Origin of the sequence: Psychroflexus planctonicus (assembly GCF_014640195.1) — a bacterium.
GTDB lineage: Bacteria > Bacteroidota > Bacteroidia > Flavobacteriales > Flavobacteriaceae > Psychroflexus > Psychroflexus planctonicus.
The window spans coordinates 209,781-228,580 of the sequence record NZ_BMGM01000007.1 but is presented as its reverse complement, the minus strand read 5'-3'; the positions used below and the strand labels follow the sequence as shown (position 1 = coordinate 228,580).

Below are 18,800 nucleotides of genomic sequence, written 5' to 3'. Positions count from 1 at the left end.
GAAATCGATCCGAACTTCAATACAGAAGATGAAGATATAAATACCATGGTCGAGTATTATGCTAGTGAAGAAGACTTCAACAATGGCATCGCGATAGCTGACCCAACGAGTTTCACCACAAGTGAAGCACCGACTACGATTATCGCTGAAGTAGTTGACTTGGACAATTTCTGTAGCTCAGCTGAACAACAAAGCTTTGAGATCAGAGTCAATCCAATACCACTAGTAGACATTACAGACATGGATGGAGCGATTGTATGTATCGATCCCCAAACTGGAGAAGTTATTGAAACAGACTTCTCTCCACCGATACTAGACACCGAACTCAGCGAAGAAGACTACGCATTTGAGTGGAGCTTAAACGGAACCCCAATTGCTTTTACAGGAAGTGCTTATGCGGTAGAAGGACCCGGAACCTATACGGTAACCGTAACCGATTTAACCAACAATCAAACCAGTTGTCAAGCATCAAGCACAGCAGAGATCATCCAAAGCAACGGACCGGATTTTGAAGTGAATGTATTGAGTCAAGCCTTTGATGGAAGCCATAGTGTAGAAGTGACCAACATTCAAGGCGATGGCAATTATGAGTTTGCGATAGACAACGGACCTTGGAGAAGTTTATCCGAAGGAGAACAAAGCATTATCTTCACTGATTTAGAAGCAGGCGACCGAGTAGTACGCGGAAGAGATGTAGGCGGTTGTGGAGAAGTAACAATCCCTGTTTCGTTGATTGATTATCCCCAATTTTTCACTCCAAATGAAGACGGTTACAACGACCGATGGAATATTATTGGATTAGCCAATCAAAGTAATGCTAAAATTTATATATTTGACCGCTATGGTAAATTGCTGAAACAACTCAGTCCAAGTAGTCCAGGATGGGACGGCACCTATAATGGAAAAGCCTTACCTGGAAACGATTATTGGTTCAGTGTTCAGTATGAAGAACCATCAAGTGGAGTTAGAAAAGAGTTTAAAGCGAATTTTACTTTAAAAAGATAAATCAGAATACCCCAGTTACAACGCATATGAAATTGATAAAACCCTTTGTTTCAGTACTAGTACTTTTTATTTTTACAACTGAAGCTTTTTCTCAAGAACGAGGCATACCCGTTTACCAAGATTATCTCACAGATAATTTGTACCTCATTCACCCTTCAATGGCAGGAGCTAGCAATCAAAATAAAGCTAGATTAACCGCAAGACAGCAATGGTTTGATGTAGATAATCCTCCAAGCTTACAAACATTAAGTGTCAATGGAAGGATAAACGAGAAAGTTGGTGTAGGAGGTATTTTGTTTAATGATTCAAATGGACGATATTCTCAACAAGGTGGTTATTTATCTTTTGCATATCACTTGATGTTTTCTAGAAGTACAGCAGACTTACATATGCTTTCCTTTGGTGCTAACTTAGGGATTGTTCAAAGTGGATTAAACGAAACAGATTTATTAGACGCAGGAGCTTTTGACCCCATCATTTCTGGTGTTGATCAATCTGAAGCTTTTTTTAACGCGGATTTTGGTTTTTCTTATTTCTTTATGGATTTCTTTTCTCACGTAACGGTTAAGAATATTATTCCACAAGAAAATCAAATCTTTTCAGATCAATTTCAGATTACCAATCAAAGACAATATCTAGCAACAGTTGGTTATAATTTTAATCAATTTGGCTCTCCTTTTTCTTTTGAGCCATCTATGATGTATCAACATAGAGAAGCTACCGGAGAGAGCAATATAGACATTAATGGTAAAGTTTATTATGAACTGCAAAACGGAATGTTGTGGGGTGGTTTATCTTACAGAAGAAGTTTTGATGGTGCTGAATTTTTAGGTAGCAATGATCAGGCTACAAGTCAAAAACTACAGACATTATCTCCTTTTGTAGGAATTAATTTTGACAATTTTATGTTTGCTTATACTTACACAAATAATGCGCTTCAAGAAATTACATTTAGCGATTCTGGTTTTCATCAAATTACATTGGGTTATAATTTTGGTAAGAGTAGAGAGCGCTACAAGTGTAATTGTCCAGCTGTAAACTGGTAATTAAAAGTCTAAATATTCAATTTTTAGAAAATCACCAAAGTTATCCTTGGTGATTTTTTGTATAGGGTCCAGACTATCTGCATTACTATATATAGAAACTGAACTCTCTCTTTTATTTTTTGAAACCAAATTGTTTGTGTCTAATACTTTTTTAGTTTGTCTAGCTACTGCAAAACCAGAATCTATTATTTTAACTCCAGGTAGAAAGTCCTGTATTTGTTTAGCAACATAAGGATAATGCGTACATCCTAAAACTAAGCAATCTATATTTTGCTCTTTAAAGTTATATAATTGTTGATGAAGGCTTTTTATGAATTGATTGCTGTTATGTTTGTTACTCTCAATAGCTTCAACAATTCCTTTTCCTTCTATTTGTATTAGTTTGATCTGTTCAGATACATATTTTTTTGAAGTTTCAGAAAAAAGTTTACTTGCCAAAGTTCCTTTGGTGGCTAATATTCCAATTGTTTTATTTACAGACTTAATGGTTGCTGGTTTTATGGCTGGCTCAATCCCAATAAAAGGAATTTGATATGTCTTTCTTAGTTCCTTTATGGCATTAGTAGTTGCTGTATTACAGGCAACAACAATAAGTTTAGCCCCTAGTTGTAAAAGCTTTTTAGTGTTCTTATGAGCTAAGTTTATAATTTCTTCTTTAGGCTTATTTCCATACGGAGCATTTTTGCTATCAGCTAGATAAATGATGTCTTCATAAGGAAGCAATTTATGAATTTCACTAGCTATTGAAGTTCCACCAATGCCTGAGTCAAATATTCCAATTGAAGGTTTTGTTTTTGATTTTTCCATAAATAAAAAAAGCTACTCGAAAGTAGCTTTTATATTTGAAATGAAGTAAAATTATTTATTTATTTCTGCTCTTACATCATCCATTAAGTTGTAACCATCTGCAAGAAGAACTCCAGTTCCAGTAGATGAATCCAATACATATTCGTAGCCTTTTTCTCTAGCTACTTTTTGAATAACTTCTCTAGCCTTCTCTAAGATAGGTCTAAGCATGGTTTCTTGCTTCTTCTTAAGCTGCTCTTGTGCATCTTCACTAAAGCCCATGATGTTATCTTGCATCTCTTGAAGCTTCTGCATTCTACGTTGGTTTTCTTCTTCTGTTTTGGTATTTGCTTCTGCTTGATACCGCTCATTTGTTTTTTGAGCTTCTTTTAGCATTTCATCGATTTGCGTCCGATAAGTTTTATCAATCTTATCTAATTCTGCCATAGCATCCTTGTAAGATTCCATAGTTTCAATTAATTCTTGCGAATTAATATGCGCTACTGTTGATTGAGCCATTAAGTTGCTACTTAAAGTAACAGCAAATAAAAATAAACTTAGGCTTATTAACTTTAGGTTTTTCATTGTTTTTAATTTAGTAGTGTTAATTATATTTAGTTGTTTTCTCTTGCTTTTCTAATAGAATCTCTTTTTCTCTGAGCTTCTTCTCTATCTTTTATCAGCTTAGCTTTTCGTTCTTCATATTCTTTTTTACGTGCAGCTCTAATTGAATCTCTTGTGCTTAACCGCTCTTCAATCATTTCTTCTCTTTCCTTTTCTCTAGCTATTTTTTTAGCTTCTTCTTCAGCTTCTTTTTTCTCATCTTCTTCGGCTTGTTCTACCGATTTATATTCTTCACCAAATAATTCATCTTCGTCACCTTTAGTTTCTATGGCATTTTGTTTGGCAGAACGTTGTATTAATTTTAGAACAATATCACTCAAGTCATGTCTTTTTGCTGAAAACAGCATTAATGCTTCGCTAGAATTTTCAAAAATAAAATCGTAGCTCCTATTTTCTCCAATTTCCTGAATAGCGTTGAAAACTTGATCTTGTATGGGCTGGACAAGTTGTCTTTTTTGAACTAAAAGTTCGCCGCCAACACCAAATTTTTCATCTTGAAATTCAAACATTTTTTCAGTTAAATATTCAATTTCTTCTTCTTTTTCTTCAATTAATTCAATGGTTAATAATGGTCTTTCATTTTCCAACTCTTCCTTTAGTTGGTCTATTTCAGCTTTTTTCTTAGCTAATTCACCACTCCATTTTTGCGCTTTTGCATCCAATAGGCTCAGAGATTGTTGGAATTCTGGAACATTCTCAAGAATATAATCCATATCTACATAACCAATTTTATTGCCGCGCTGAGCGGACAAATTTAAACTAATTAAAGTTAAAAATACTAATTTAAAAAAACTGTTCAAACTCATGTTATAACCTTAAAAATCATGCCAAATTAAAATTGTTGCCCAATTATAAAATGGGTTTCCCATCCGTTTGCTCCTGTATTTGAACCTGGAATAGGATCGAAACCATATCCAAAGTCTATACCTAATAGGCCAAATTGTGGCATAAATATACGAACTCCTGCACCAGCAGATCTACTCAAATCAAACGGTGAATATTCTTTAAAACTATCAAAGGTACTACCTGCTTCAAAGAATGCTAAACCGTATATAGATGCACTTGGATTAAGCGTAATTGGGTACCTTAAATCTAACGTAAATTTATTGTAAATTGTTGCTCCATCATTAAAACTTTCCTGAGTAACATTGGTACGAGTCCTTGGAATTATAGATTGATTTGGGTAACCACGAAGTGCAATAATTTCTCTTCCATCCATGGCAAAACCAGCTAAACCATCACCACCAAGAAAGAATCTTTCGAATGGAGGAATTCCACGATCATTATTATACGCACCAATAAATCCAAATTCTATATTTTTACGTAAAACCAATTTATCAAATAATCGGTTAAACCATTCTCCAGAAAAATTAACCTTATAAAACTCTAACCAATTGAAGCGTTGCTGATCAATTTCCGCTAGCCTAGTATCGTTATTTTCTGCTAAAGCTACATCTCTGTCTAAACTCAGTTGTTCGTAATCTACATTATTAAATACAGAATATGGTGGAGTAAATTTGAAATTAATGTTGAAACGAGAACCACCCATAGGGAAGATCGGGTTAGAGTATGTGTTATCTCTTCGAAGACCTACAGTGAAGGAAACGTTGTTGGAATATCCGTTAGGAAAACGGAACAATCCTACATTGTAATTTTGTAGATTGAAATGTTGAAAGCCCACAGAAGTAGATAAGAAGAAATATTCATCAGGAACTCGTAGTCTTTTCCCTAAACCTACATTTACACCAGTGATCGAAAACTGTCTGCTTCGGTCTGCTCTTCTAGTAAAAGGATCGAATAAAAATTGTTTTGTTTGTGAAACAGAAACAGATAATTGTACTGGTTTTTTACCACCAAGCCAAGGTTCTACAAAGTTTAAGCTATAATTTTGAAAGGCAATACTTGCTTGTGCTCGCAAAGAAAGCGTTTGTCCATCTCCCATAGGAAGTGGTTTCCAAGCATCTTTATCGCTAATACCGCGCAATGAAAAGTTATTGAAGCTTAATCCTAAGGTTCCTATGAAACCACCGCCACCATAGCCACCTTGTAGCTGTACTTGGCTTGCACCTTGTTCTTCTACATTGTATTCGATATCTACAGTTCCATCTACAGGATTTGGGTTTTGAATATCTGGTCTTATAGATTCCGGATCAAAGAAACCAAGTTGGCTCAATTCTCGAGCCGTGCTCATAACTGCTTTTTTGCTGTATTGTTCTCCAGGCAATGTTCTTAAATTACGGTAGGCAACATGGTCATGCGTTCTATCATTTCCTTTTACTTTAACATTGTTGAAATAAGCTATAGGACCTTCTGTGATTCTAATTTCAAAATCAATAGTGTCATTATAAACCTTTGTTTCAACGGGAGTAATTCTTGAAAATAAATAACCGTTATCTTGGTAGGTATCAGTTATGTTTCCTTCTTTCTGTTTTGGTCCACCGGTAATTTTTTCGTCTAAGAGCACTCCATTATAAGCATCCCCTTTTCTAATTTCAAGTAAATTTCTCAGTTCTCTGTCGGAGTAAACGCTGTTTCCAAGAAAGGTAACTTCTCCAAAATAGTATTGATTACCTTCTTTAAGCTCTAATTCTATTTTAACCGTGCTTTCTGAGCCTCCTTTAATTACAGAATCTGAAATGATTCTGGCATCGCGATATCCGCGTTCTTTTAGTTTTTCTACAACGCGTTCTTTGTCTTCTTCGTAATCTGCTGGGATTAACTTAGAGCGTTTATAAAATCTGAAAAAGTTTTTTTGTTTTGTGTTTTTCATGAATTTTCGAATCTTTCGATCAGAAAAATCTTCATTTCCACTTATTTCAATTTCAGAAACTTTAATTTTTTCACCTAACTTGATGTTAATCATCATGTTTTCACCAACTATTTCTCCAAGGCTATCCTTTTCAACTTGAGTAGTAATTACTGGATCTACATTTAAGTATCCTTTTTTACGGTAGTCGTTTTTAATTTGGTTTTTGGTGTTGGCTATAAAATTTTCGGTGAGCTTAGTTCCTTTTTGAAGTTTTAAATCTTTTTTGAGATCTTCTTTCTTTTTGTTTTTTACTCCACGTATCTTTACATCATTTAATTTAGGGACTTCATTAATTTCTAATTCTAAATGGGCCACGTTTCCATCGGTAACGTCTTTTAAGTAAAAGTTGATATCACTGAATAAGCCTAATTCCCAAAGTTTATTGATTACTTGGCTAAGGCGATCTCCAGGTAAATAAATTTCCTCCCCTTTTCTTAAACCTGTAAAGGCAATTACTGTTCTTTCGTTATACGTTGTAACTCCTGTTACACTAATTTCTCCAATAACATATTTTTTAGCATCACCAATGCCAATATCTTGTGCAAATGTGCTAATGCTTACAAGCCCAATTAGTAGAGTATACCAAACTAATTTTTTACTGCTTTGCATTTTATTTATGAAGTTGCTCACTCGTTTTTCCAAATCTTCTTTCTCTTTTTTGGTAATTTGTAATTGCTTCAATTAAGTGGTCTTTTTTAAAGTCTGGCCATAAAACTTCACAAAAATATAATTCTGCGTAAGCTATCTGCCATAATAAGAAATTACTTATCCGCTGTTCTCCACTTGTTCTTATAAGTAAATCTACATCGGGTAAATCAAACGTGTATAAGTGGTTGTTTATTACTTCGTCAGTAATTTCATCAGCTACAATTTCTTTATTTTCGACTTTTTGACTTATAACTTTTACCATATTTCTAATTTCTTCTCTTGAGCCATAACTCAGCGCAAGAGATAAAGTCATATGATCGTTATCTTTTGTTTTTTCAATTACTTCTAATAATTCTTTTTTTGCTTTTGGAGGTAAATTATCAACATTACCAACTGCATTTAATCTAATTTTATTTTCTGTAAGTGTTTTCAATTCCTTTTTAAGCGAACTCACCAATAGCTTCATCAAAGTTTGCACTTCAAATTTTGGGCGATTCCAATTTTCAGTAGAAAAAGCAAATAAAGTAAGGTGTTTTATGCCAATTTCTGCGCAACACTCTACAGCTTCTCTTACAGATGTGGTTCCTTTTTCATGACCAGCAATACGCAGTAAGCCTTGTTTTTTAGCCCAACGTCCGTTGCCATCCATAATAATGGCAATGTGTTTAGGTAAATTATGTGGGTCAACTTTTTTCATTTAAAAATTACAATAACAAGGTTTTCTCCCAAAAGAATAGGTTAGCGTAAATCCCGCAAACATATACCAATCATTTGTATTTGGATTACCAAAACTAGGAAAATTTGTGTCACCGCTAATTTCACTCGGATTGCTTCCATCTAAATTATCTGTAAAGGTGTACCTAGCTCCAAACTCTCCAGCTAAAACCCAATGCGTTGCTAGATTTATTTTTACTCCAAATATCATAGGAATAGCAAAACTACCAAAACTTTCGCCTTTTACTAAATTATTATTATTACCTAGGTAATGATGGTCTGCAAAAAAGTAGGTTGGTCCTGTTGCTAAATAAGGCGTTATTTGCGTTCTTGGTTCATGCGGATCCCAATCCCAGAACGTATATTCTATGGCTGCTGAAATTTCTGTCATAGCTTGATTAAACCTGTAGTTGCGAGCAATTCTTCTATTCATATCAGAACGGCTATCGTCTCCATAAGTTCTAGCTCTTAAAACTGAAAAACGAAAAGAATGCCTGATGCTTCTATTCCATTTAAAAATTAGTCCATAACTTCCATTGGACCTGCTGGAGTAGTCTTCAGGTAAAACAAATGAAGTAGAACCTACATCTCCTGTAAAATTGGTACCACCAATCATAACTCCAACTTCATAAGTTTGAGCAGATAAGGTGAAACTGAATAATAATGGAATAATGTAATAAAAAAGGTTGTTCCTCATAAATTTCAAAAAGTCTGCAAATATAATAATTATGTTAAGCCAATAAGCTTAATTGTATGATTTGTAAGTAAAACAGATTATAGGATAATTTATTGCGCTAATTACGCCGATCTTCTCCCCAAAGTAATTTTTTGCGAAGTGTGCTTAAAAAACTGGATTCATGTAATTGTACCAATGGAATACTGAACCCAGCTTTCTTTAGTCTTATCTCTGTGTTGGCAGGTAATGAATAGGTTCTAGAATCCATAGAAATTAAAAAAAATTCTTCTCTGCCAGACACCTTGAATCTAAGTTTTTTGTCGTCAGGAAAAACCAAAGGTCTCGCATTTAGATTATGTGGTGCAATAGGCGTAATTACCATAGATTTTGTATCTGGAGTTATTACTGGGCCGCCACAACTCAGTGAGTAACCTGTTGAACCTGTTGGGGTAGAAATTATTATCCCGTCTGCCCAGTAGGCGTTTAAATAATCTTCATCTAACCACGTTTCTACGGTAATCATAGATGTTGAATCCTTTCTACTAATAGCAACTTCATTCAATGCAAATTTGAAATCTTCATCTATAGCTTCAGCTGGTTTTGTTTCCACTTCAATTAAACTACGCCTAGAAATAGCATAACTTCCAGAAAGTATTTTATTGAGCGTTTCTTTTATTTCGTCTTTATGAATACTAGCCAAAAAGCCAAGTCTTCCAGTATTAATTCCTACTAATGGAATGTCGAGTTGTTTAACAAATTTAATGGCAGAAAGAATGGTGCCATCTCCACCAATGCTAAAAAAGAAATTGAAGCTGTTGTCTAGCTCATTGAAAATTTTCGGATTGTCAATTTGAAGGATGTTTTCCTTTTCAATTAATTTGTAATAACTTTTTTCAAACCAGATTTCATCTCCACGTTCTTGCAAAACTTCAACTAGTTGCTTGATGTATTTACCGGAGTCGGGATAAAAAAACTGTCCAAATAAAGCAAGTTTCATATATAATTAAATATTTAGGTATTTGTCAAAGTAGTCTGAATACTCCTTTAGCTTTTCGGTTAATTTGTCTTCCTTATGAAGGCTGATTACATCATAATCATACCTGCGTAAATTCTGAAGTATTTCGTTCATTCCATTGTGATCTATCCGAACACAAATTTGAATAATTTCAGCATCTACAAATTGTGTATAAATGCCGAGTAGCTTGGCTCCGTTAGCTTCAATAATCTGAGAAATCTCAGCATAGGTAAAATCAACTCTTTTTTTCTGAAGCACTATTTCTTCACCAGCAAAGGCTAAAAAAGGAGTTTCTCTAAAAAAAGCTAAAAAATCGGTAATGTTTAAACTACCCATAATGCTATGATTTTCATTCAAAACCAGTAACTGGTCGGTTTCTAGCTCTGCAAATTTGCGTAAAAAATCCAAGGTAGTGTTGGAGTTGCCAACGGCACAATTTCTATACAAATACGCGTAATCTTTCAATTGAGATTGAATTTCTAAACCAATCAAGTCTTCAATATGTATGCTGCCTAAATACTTTTCATTATCTACAACAGCAATACATTTTTGCTGTTCTTTATTAAGCATTTTAAGGCAGTTCCCAATACTGCTTTCAGGTTTAACCGAAATAAAATTGGTTTCTATAAATTGATATAATTCTTGCGCTTTCATATAAAATGCAAATTACATTTTTTTAGAACACATTGCATGCATTTAGCCTTGTTTTAATACAATTGGCAAAAACATAAAATTTTCTAAGATTTGTAAATTCTCCTTTTAGCAGTTGTACTTTTGTTTAAAATTTTTAAAATGACAAGATTAAGCGTAAATATTAATAAAATAGCTACTTTACGAAATGCACGAGGCGGAAATGTGCCCAATGTGGTTGAAGCTGCTCAAAATATTGAAGCTTTTGGAGCCGAAGGAATCACCGTGCATCCAAGACCAGATGAGCGACACATTCGTTATCAAGATGTACGCGATTTAGTAAATGTCGTGCAAACCGAATTTAATATTGAAGGCAATCCTAATCCTGAATTCATGGAGTTGGTTTTGCAAAACAAGCCTGCTCAGGTAACTTTAGTTCCCGATGCAGAAGATGTGCTAACATCTAACGCAGGCTGGGACACCATTAAACACAAAAGTTTTTTGCAAGAAGTAATACAAAGCTTTAAAGCTGAAGGAATTCGAACATCTATTTTTGTCAACCCGGATAAAAAGTGGATTGAAGGTGCTAAAGCAACAGGAACCGATCGAATAGAATTATACACCGAAGCTTTTGCAGTTGGTTTTCAGCATGATAAAAATGAAGCTATAAAGCCTTATGCTGAATGTGCCGAATTAGCTCATCATTTGGGCTTAGGTATAAATGCAGGTCATGATTTATCTTTACAAAACATTCAATTTTTTAAACAAAATATGCCGTATTTAGATGAAGTTTCCATCGGCCACGCACTTATTGCTGAATCTTTGTATGAAGGTTTGGAAAGCGTAATCAAGAAGTATTTAGAATTTTTGAAATAGAACATTATGAAATTACACGCTAACGTAGAAGGTAATGGTTTTCCGCTATTTATTCTTCACGGGTTTTTAGGAATGGGAGATAACTGGAAGACACTCGGTAAAGAATATGCAGATGCCGGTTTTCAAGTGCATTTAATAGATCAGCGCAACCATGGTAGAAGCCCACATAGCTCAGAATTTAATTACACAGTTTTAGCAGAAGATGTGAAGCAATATGCAGAAGATAACCAGATTTCTAAATTTTCAATCATTGGTCATTCTATGGGTGGGAAAACTGCAATGCAGTTAGCTTGTCAACATCCTGAATTAATTGAAAAATTAGTAGTAGCAGACATTGCTCCAAAATATTATGAGCCGCATCACCAACAAATATTAGAAGGTTTAACCCGCTTAGAAGAAGCTGAAATTTCTTCTCGAAAAGAAGCAGACCAACTGCTTTCGGAATTTATAAGTGAACAGGGAATTAGAATGTTTCTTTTGAAAAATTTAAATCGAAAAGAGAAGAATGCCTATGGCTTAAGAGTAAACCTAAGTGCTTTAAAACAAAATATTGAAGAAGTAGGCAAAGCATTAGCTGAAGATGCTCACTTTAACGGAGAGACATTATTTTTGAAAGGAAGTAAATCTAATTACATTACAGATGAAGATAAAAAAATTATTCATCAACATTTTCCCGAAGCAAAAATAGAATCTATTCAGGGAGCAGGACATTGGCTTCATGCAGAGAAAAAAGATGCCTTTTTTGAAGCAAGTATTTCATTTTTGAAAGCTTAATTTGCTATGCATACATAACAAATTGAATATTTTACTTGTTTTATTAGGGATTTAATTTATTTTTGGTCAATTAATTGTTAATACACAAATAACCTTTATTAAATAAAACGAATATGAAAAAATTAGTACTCAGTTCATTGCTTTTTTTAGCTTTTGCAAGTGCCTACGCTGGAGGATATCGAGTTGGAGCACAAGGACAAAGAGCTTTAGCAATGGGTCACTCAGGGGTGGCAGTAGTAAGCAATGCAGAACTTGCTTTTTTTAATCCAGCAGGATTAGTTCATTTAGAAAACAGCTTAAACGTTTCAGCTGGTGTAACAGGTGTGTTTTCAAGTGTTCGTTATCAAAACACAAACACGGGAGCTTTTTCAGAAACCGACTCTGGAGTTGGAACTCCATTTTATTTTAATGCTTCCTACAAAATCAACGAATGGTTAGCAGCAGGAATCAGTGTTTCTACTCCTTATGGTAGTCAAGTAGAATGGCCAACCGACTGGGCTGGTTCTCATTTGGTAAATGAAATTGAATTGGCAGCTATTTTTGTTCAGCCATTGGTTTCAATTAAAGTAAACGATTACTTAAGTATTGGTGGTGGACCCATTTTTGTAACAGGCTCTGTCAATTTCAATAGAAATTTGACAAGAAGTTTGGTCGATGAAGATGGAGCTCGCTCGAATGTAGAAATCGATGACTCCGGAATTACCAATTGGGGTTGGGGCGCTAGTTTTATGTTTACACCTACCGATGAGTTGACAATCGGATTTAATTATCGTTCAGAAATTATGATGGATGCAGAAGGTGGTGATGCTACTTTTACAAATGTTCCAAATTCGCCAGCAGTTCCAGCCGAAAACGGAGTGACTCCATTTAACGCATCTTTGCCTTTGCCGGCAGAATGGTCTATTGGTGCATCTTACCAGTTTTCAGAAAAATTTATGGCAACGGTAGAGTATAACCGCACGCTTTGGAATGTGTATGAATCTTTAGATATTACCTTTCCAGAAGGTGGAGCACCGTCAATAAACCCAAGAAATTACAAAGATGCTTCAATTTACAGACTAGGAGCACAGTACGTGGTAAACAATCGCGTTACACTTCGAGGTGGTTATTACATAGACGAATCTCCGGTCCAGCCAGGATATTTTGCGCCTGAGACACCTCGTAATGATGCAATGGGTTTTACCGGTGGTTTTTCGTTTAATATAAATGAAAAATTAGCAATTGATGCATCTTTTCTTTATCTAAGATTTGAAGAAACAGATGCTTCATACGATTTCTATACAGAAGATGGTCAGCAAGTACCATTTGGTGGAACGTATAAATCAAATGCATTTTTACCAGGTATTGGTGTTACTTATAAATTATAAAAAGAATTAAAATGAAAAAATATATATTTTTATCAGCTATAGCTTCATTAGCTTTTATAAGCTGTGAGCCAGAATTTGATAATTCAATTGAAGAAGGGGACTTTTACAGCGCAGGAGATGCAGATTTTTCAAACTTTGTAAGTGTGGGAAATTCACTCACCGCTGGATATGCAGATAATGCGTTGTATAGAGAAGGCCAAATGAATTCTTTCCCAAATATCATGGCAGGTCAGTTTGAATTTGTTGGCGGTGGAGAATTTAGACAACCATTAATGGAAGATAATCTAGGAGGTTTAAAATTAAACGGAAACGTAATTCAAGGCAATCGTTTGGTTTTAGCTTTTAACGAAAATGGAACACCTGGGCCGCAACCACTAGCTGGCGATCCACAAACGGATATCACCAATCAGCTTTCTGGAATGTTTAACAATATGGGCGCTCCAGGGGCAAAAAGTTTTCATTTGTTAGCTCCAGGTTATGGTAACGTTGCTGGTGTGGCACAAGGTACAGCAAACCCATATTATGCAAGGTTCGCTTCATCTGCAGAAGCTACAATTATAGAAGATGCAGTTGCTCAACAGCCAACTTTCTTTTCTTTTTGGATAGGAAATAACGATATTCTAGGTTACGCCACTTCTGGAGGAACGGGAGTTAATCAACAAGGAAATTTTGATCCTTCAACGTATGCTGGAAATGATATTACCGATATCAATGTTTTTGCAAGTGTATATAACGACGCATTGAGTGCAATGGTAGAAAATGCATCTGGAGGAGTTGTGTTTAATGTTCCTAACGTAACCAATATTCCATTTTTTACAACGGTACCACCAAACCCAGTTCCATTAGACCAACCAACTGCTGCTGGATTAGCGCAATTGTTTGGTGCTTATAACACACAGATTTTGCCTGCAATGCAAGGTTTTGGAATTATAAGTGAAGATGAAGCAGCTGCTAGGCTAGTAAACTTCCAGCCTGGAGAAGGAAATTTTGTAACCATTAGAGATGAAAACCTAACTAACATCTCAAGTTTTTTACAAAATCCACCTTTAAGTTTACCAGAAGACTTGGCAAATATCTTTGGTCAACTAAGACAAGCAACTCCAGACGATTTAATTACCCTAACAGCTAGCGGAGTAATTGGAAATCCTGTAGGACAACTAGAATTTATGGGAATGCAAGTTCCATTAATTAACGGTGTAACTGTTCCTTTAGAAGATCAATTTGTGTTAACGCCACAAGAACAAAATACAATTACACAAGCTCAAACAGCCTACAATAGTACTATTGAAGCATTAGCAAATCAAAATAATTTAGCTTTTGTAGATGTAGACATGATTTTAAGACAAGTATCTGAAACCGGAATTCCTTTTAACGGAGGAGTCTTAACTGCAGAGTTTGCCACGGGTGGTGCTTTTTCTTTAGATGGTGTTCATTTAACGCCTAGAGGTTATGCATTGGTAGCAAACCGTGCTTTACAAGCTATAAACCAAACTTATAACGCAGATATTCCGCAAGTAGATGTAGGTAATTACAGAAGTATACAACCAAGTAACAATGTAGACTAAGTAGCCTAATCTTTTATAAGTGAACTATTTTAACAACTGATGTGAAGCTTCGCATCAGTTGTTTTTTTATATGTATTTTTACGCTTTAAAATTACAATCTTTACAAATCATGAAAGTTTTAATTCAATTAGTAGTTACTGCAATTTTTGTTGTCATGTTATCTAATATTCTACCTGGCGTTTCTGTAGATAGTTTTTTAACATCGCTAGTTGTAGCAGCTCTTTTAGCTTTATTGAATATTTTTGTAAGACCTCTACTAATTCTTTTTACACTTCCTATTACGGTTTTTACCTTTGGTCTTTTTCTGTTGGTAGTAAATGCATTGATTATTCTAATTTGTGATGCAATGGTAACTGGCTTTGATGTAAGCGGTTTTTGGTATGCGCTTTTGTTTAGTCTTTTACTGTCTATTGTCCAGTCGGTTGTTAGAAACTTAAGTCGAAAAGCAGACTCGACCCATCCACCGCGATAAGGCATTTTAAAGAGCTGATTTACATCTTTTTAAAAAATTGGCAGTCCGTTATTTTTATTGTACTTTTGCACTTTCAAAAATTAGAACGTAACATATGCAGATTACAAAAGAAAATTCAGATAATTTAAACGCCGTTGTAAAAGTAAATATAGACAAAAGCGACTATAGCGAAAAGGTAGATAAAATTTTAAAAGATTACCGTAAAACCGCTAATATTCCTGGTTTTAGAAAAGGACATGTTCCTATGGGAATGATCAAGCGTCAATATGGTCAAGCGGTCTTGGCTGATGAAGTAAATAAACTTATTCAGGAATCTTTAAACAACTACTTAACTGAAGAAAAGCTGGATATTCTTGGTAACCCAATTCCAAAAGAGCAAGAAGATTTTTCTTGGGATAGCGATGATTATTCTTTTGAATTTGAACTAGGCTTAGCACCAGAAATCAATATCGATTTCAACAACAAAAAAGCCATTACACATTACAAGATTTCTGCTGATAAAGAAATGATTGACGATCAAATCAAACTGATTCAACGTCAGTTCGGTAAATTAGTTAGTCAAACAGAAGTAAAAGAAGGCTTTACTTTAGTGGGAAAATTCACTAACGAAGAAGAAGGAATCGAAAATGAAACTTCTTTTAAATTAGAAGATTTGAAAGGAAAGAAAAACAAAACTTCTTTCTTAGGAGCCAAAACAGGCGATACAATTCAAGTGAATACAAAAGGCTTATTTGAAAAAGAAGAGCAATTGGCTACTTTCTTAGGCTTAGAAGAAGACAAAGCCAAAGACCTTGATGTTGATGTGAACTTTGAAATCACCGAAATTAACGAAGAAGTTCCACATGAACTAAATCAAGAGCTTTTTGATAAATATACTCGAGAAGAAGGAAAAATTACTTCAGAAGAAGAATTGAAGAACTTCATCAAAGAACAAGCTGCTGAACAATTTGTTCAACATAGCGACCAACAATTGCTTAATGATACTACCGAGTACCTATTGGAATCTACTAAATTTGATTTGCCAACAGAATTCCTTCAAAAATGGATTCAAATTTCAGGCGAAAAAGAATTGACAAAAGAAGAAGCCAAAGAAGAATTCGAAAAAAGCGAAAAAGGAATACGTTACCAATTAATTGAAGCTAAAATCATCAAAGACAACGATATTCAGGTGAAGCCTGAAGAAGTAAAAGACATGATGAAAGAACGCATCAAGATGCAAATGGCTCAATACGGTGGCGCTTCATTTTCAGATGAGCAAATGGATCAGTTTGCAAATCAAATGCTAAGTAACCAAGAAGAAGCTAGAAAAATTTCTGAACAAGTAATGAGTGGTAAAATCTTAGACTTGTTAAAAGAGAAATTAAAATTGAAAGAAAAAGAAGTAAGTTTCAAAAAATTTGCAGACGAAGTATATAAGTAAAATTTGATTTACTTGAAAAACTTTTGCTAAGCGGGTTTCAACTTAAGTTTAGCAAAAGTTTTTGAGTTTAACAGCAGCAACTTCCTATCTTCGTTTAATTAAATATTAAGAAAAGCATCGATGAAAATAGATCAGGAATTTAAAAAATACGCAACACAACACCACGGCATCAATAGCAACTATTACGATAAAATAATAGATAGCATGACGCCAACCGGAATGACGCCTAATATTATTGAAGAGCGCCAAATGAATGCTGTTGCCATGGACGTTTTTTCAAGATTAATGATGGATCGCATCATTTTTTTAGGAACACCAATCAACGACCAAGTTGCTAACATCATCCAAGCGCAACTTTTATTTTTAGAAAGTACAGACGCTTCAAAAGACATTCAGATTTACATTAATTCTCCCGGTGGAAGCGTGTATGCAGGATTGGGAATTTATGATACCATGCAATTTATCAAACCCGATGTGGCTACCATTAACACTGGAATGGCAGCATCAATGGGCGCGGTTTTATTATGTGCTGGAACAGACGGAAAACGCAGTGGTTTACCGCATTCTAGAGTAATGATTCACCAACCCATGGGTGGCGCACAAGGTCAAGCAGACGATATTGAAATTACAGCTAAACAGATTGTTTTGTTGAAAGAAGAATTATACCGCATTATTGCGAAGCATTCTAAAAAAGAATACGACCAAGTTTACCAAGACGGAGATCGTGATTTTTGGATGAACGCTGAAGAAGCACTAAATTATGGTATGATTGATGAAATTTTGAAAAGAGAATAAAATGGCTAAAGAAAACTTACAATGTTCCTTTTGTGGAAGAAAAAAAGCAGAAACCAATTTGCTTATTGCTGGTTTAGATGCGCACATCTGTGACCGTTGTATAGAGCAAGCACATGGCATTGTATTAGAAGAAGCCAAACAAGATTCCAAAACCGACTTAAGTTCAGAATTGGTGTTGCGCAAGCCGCGTTCCATCAAGCAGTTTTTAGACGAATATGTTATTGGTCAAGACCAAACTAAAAAAGTAATGTCTGTTGCAGTGTACAATCACTATAAAAGATTACTGCAACCCAATACGGACGATGATATTGAAATCCAAAAGTCCAATATTTTAATGGTTGGACAAACCGGAACAGGAAAAACCTTAGTAGCTAAAACCATTGCAAGAATGCTGAATGTGCCTTTGGCAATTGTAGACGCAACGGTTTTAACTGAAGCTGGTTACGTTGGCGAAGATGTAGAAACCATTTTAACCAAACTTCTAGCTGCAGCCGATTACAACCTTGAAAAAGCAGAACGCGGAATTGTTTTTATAGATGAAATTGATAAAATTGCCCGCAAAAGCGACAACCCTTCCATTACACGAGATGTAAGTGGAGAAGGTGTTCAACAAGCTTTATTGAAGCTATTAGAAGGAACTACAGTAAACGTTCCACCAAAAGGTGGAAGAAAACACCCCGACCAAAAATTTATTGAAGTCAACACCGAAAATATTTTATTTATTGCGGGTGGCGCTTTTGATGGTATTGAGCGTAATATTTCCAAACGTTTGAATATGCAAGCAGTCGGTTACGGCGCTTCTAAACAAGGAGAAGGAGTAGATAAAGAAAATATGCTGAAATACATCATACCAAAAGATGTAAAAGATTACGGTTTGATACCAGAAATCATAGGTCGTTTACCAGTGCTTACACACATGGATCCGCTAGACAAAGAAACCTTGAGAATGATTCTTACGCAGCCTAAAAATGCCATTATCAAACAATACGAAAAGTTGTTTGAAATGGACGACATTAAGTTTAGCATAACCGATGGAGCTTTAGACTATATAGTTGAGCAAGCTTTGGTATATCAATTGGGAGCTCGTGGTTTACGTTCGTTATGCGAAGCAATTCTTACCGATGCCATGTTCGATTTACCTGACACAGGTGAAAAAGAATTTAGAGTTACCAAAACCTATGCTGAGCAACGCTTAGACAAATCAGGCATTAGCAAATTGAAGGCGGCTAGTTAAACAATTGATTTTAGTGTTTTTTTAAACCTAAACCAATTTGAAGTACGAATTGTGTTTATTGGTCTTGAATTTAGTTATGACTTTGTGCTTTAGTGTATTATCTTAAGCTTCTAAAAACGTATTGAATGCCACTAATACACGAATATTTAGAGTTTGTACTTTAAAATCATTAGTGCATTCGTGGTAAAACAGACTTTCAGTCTGCAAACAAACCTATCGACTTTAAGTCCATAATGATTGAGTTAAGCATGTACATACGTGTAGAATTACTTCACTTTCACATACATATAACATTTTCATAACCTAGGGTTTTATCTAAAAAGTGAATTTTAATTAAGTTTGCT

Annotated in this window: 18 protein-coding genes; 10 read left to right on the top strand and 8 right to left on the bottom strand. The window is 34.9% G+C overall.

The window, feature by feature from the left end:
* A partial coding sequence (locus IEV72_RS09480; RefSeq protein WP_229731858.1) for a T9SS type B sorting domain-containing protein occupies positions 1–1,005 on the top strand: 1,005 nt, incomplete at its 5' end.
* A gap of 26 nt (positions 1,006–1,031) precedes the next feature.
* Complete coding sequence (locus IEV72_RS09475) at positions 1,032–2,051, top strand: PorP/SprF family type IX secretion system membrane protein (protein ID WP_188458856.1); 1,020 nt, start codon at positions 1,032–1,034, stop codon at positions 2,049–2,051.
* On the opposite strand, the gene murI is transcribed toward IEV72_RS09475, so the two are convergent.
* The 8 genes from murI to IEV72_RS09435 form a co-directional block, all read right to left on the bottom strand.
* Positions 2,052–2,858, bottom strand: a complete 807-nt coding sequence (gene murI / locus IEV72_RS09470; RefSeq protein WP_188458855.1) for a glutamate racemase — start codon at positions 2,856–2,858, stop codon at positions 2,052–2,054.
* A gap of 51 nt (positions 2,859–2,909) precedes the next feature.
* A complete protein-coding gene (locus IEV72_RS09465; protein WP_188458854.1) occupies positions 2,910–3,422 on the bottom strand; it encodes an OmpH/Skp family outer membrane protein in 513 nt (170 codons plus the stop codon).
* Between the two features lie 29 nt (positions 3,423–3,451).
* Positions 3,452–4,267: an OmpH/Skp family outer membrane protein gene (locus IEV72_RS09460; protein WP_188458853.1), complete on the bottom strand. Its 816-nt coding sequence runs from the start codon at positions 4,265–4,267 to the stop codon at positions 3,452–3,454.
* Positions 4,268–4,293: 26 nt separating this feature from the next.
* The gene (locus IEV72_RS09455) at positions 4,294–6,951 is read right to left on the bottom strand and encodes a BamA/OMP85 family outer membrane protein (RefSeq protein WP_229731856.1); all 2,658 of its coding nucleotides are present in this window, start codon (positions 6,949–6,951) and stop codon (positions 4,294–4,296) included.
* Complete coding sequence (gene uppS / locus IEV72_RS09450; RefSeq protein WP_188458852.1) at positions 6,881–7,615, bottom strand: undecaprenyl pyrophosphate synthase; 735 nt, start codon at positions 7,613–7,615, stop codon at positions 6,881–6,883. Before uppS ends, IEV72_RS09455 begins: the two co-directional genes overlap by 71 nt.
* Positions 7,616–8,329, bottom strand: a complete 714-nt coding sequence (gene porG, locus IEV72_RS09445; protein ID WP_188458851.1) for a type IX secretion system protein PorG — start codon at positions 8,327–8,329, stop codon at positions 7,616–7,618.
* A 97-nt stretch (positions 8,330–8,426) separates the two neighbouring features.
* Positions 8,427–9,305: an NAD kinase gene (locus tag IEV72_RS09440; RefSeq protein ID WP_188458850.1), complete on the bottom strand. Its 879-nt coding sequence runs from the start codon at positions 9,303–9,305 to the stop codon at positions 8,427–8,429.
* 6 nt (positions 9,306–9,311) lie between these two features.
* Complete coding sequence (locus IEV72_RS09435) at positions 9,312–9,977, bottom strand: CBS domain-containing protein (RefSeq protein WP_188458849.1); 666 nt, start codon at positions 9,975–9,977, stop codon at positions 9,312–9,314.
* A 138-nt stretch (positions 9,978–10,115) separates the two neighbouring features.
* Here IEV72_RS09435 and IEV72_RS09430 point away from each other — a divergent pair, with 138 nt between their 5' ends.
* From IEV72_RS09430 to clpX, 8 genes are all read left to right on the top strand, one after another.
* On the top strand, positions 10,116–10,829 hold the full coding sequence (locus IEV72_RS09430) for a pyridoxine 5'-phosphate synthase (protein ID WP_188458848.1): 714 nt from the start codon (positions 10,116–10,118) through the stop codon (positions 10,827–10,829).
* A 6-nt stretch (positions 10,830–10,835) separates the two neighbouring features.
* Positions 10,836–11,603: an alpha/beta fold hydrolase gene (locus IEV72_RS09425; protein ID WP_188458847.1), complete on the top strand. Its 768-nt coding sequence runs from the start codon at positions 10,836–10,838 to the stop codon at positions 11,601–11,603.
* Between the two features lie 113 nt (positions 11,604–11,716).
* Positions 11,717–12,970 carry an OmpP1/FadL family transporter gene (locus tag IEV72_RS09420; protein WP_188458846.1) on the top strand — a complete coding sequence of 418 codons (1,254 nt, stop codon included), beginning with the start codon at positions 11,717–11,719 and terminating at the stop codon, positions 12,968–12,970.
* Between the two features lie 11 nt (positions 12,971–12,981).
* A complete protein-coding gene (locus IEV72_RS09415) occupies positions 12,982–14,535 on the top strand; it encodes an SGNH/GDSL hydrolase family protein (protein ID WP_188458845.1) in 1,554 nt (517 codons plus the stop codon).
* A 109-nt stretch (positions 14,536–14,644) separates the two neighbouring features.
* Positions 14,645–15,007: a phage holin family protein gene (locus tag IEV72_RS09410; RefSeq protein ID WP_188458844.1), complete on the top strand. Its 363-nt coding sequence runs from the start codon at positions 14,645–14,647 to the stop codon at positions 15,005–15,007.
* Between the two features lie 94 nt (positions 15,008–15,101).
* Positions 15,102–16,427, top strand: coding sequence for a trigger factor (gene tig, locus IEV72_RS09405; RefSeq protein ID WP_188458843.1), 1,326 nt, complete (start codon positions 15,102–15,104; stop codon positions 16,425–16,427).
* Positions 16,428–16,547: 120 nt separating this feature from the next.
* Positions 16,548–17,222, top strand: a complete 675-nt coding sequence (gene clpP, locus IEV72_RS09400) for an ATP-dependent Clp endopeptidase proteolytic subunit ClpP (RefSeq protein WP_188458842.1) — start codon at positions 16,548–16,550, stop codon at positions 17,220–17,222.
* A gap of 1 nt (position 17,223) precedes the next feature.
* On the top strand, positions 17,224–18,456 hold the full coding sequence (gene clpX / locus IEV72_RS09395; protein ID WP_188458841.1) for an ATP-dependent Clp protease ATP-binding subunit ClpX: 1,233 nt from the start codon (positions 17,224–17,226) through the stop codon (positions 18,454–18,456).
* Positions 18,457–18,800: the final 344 nt, after the last annotated feature.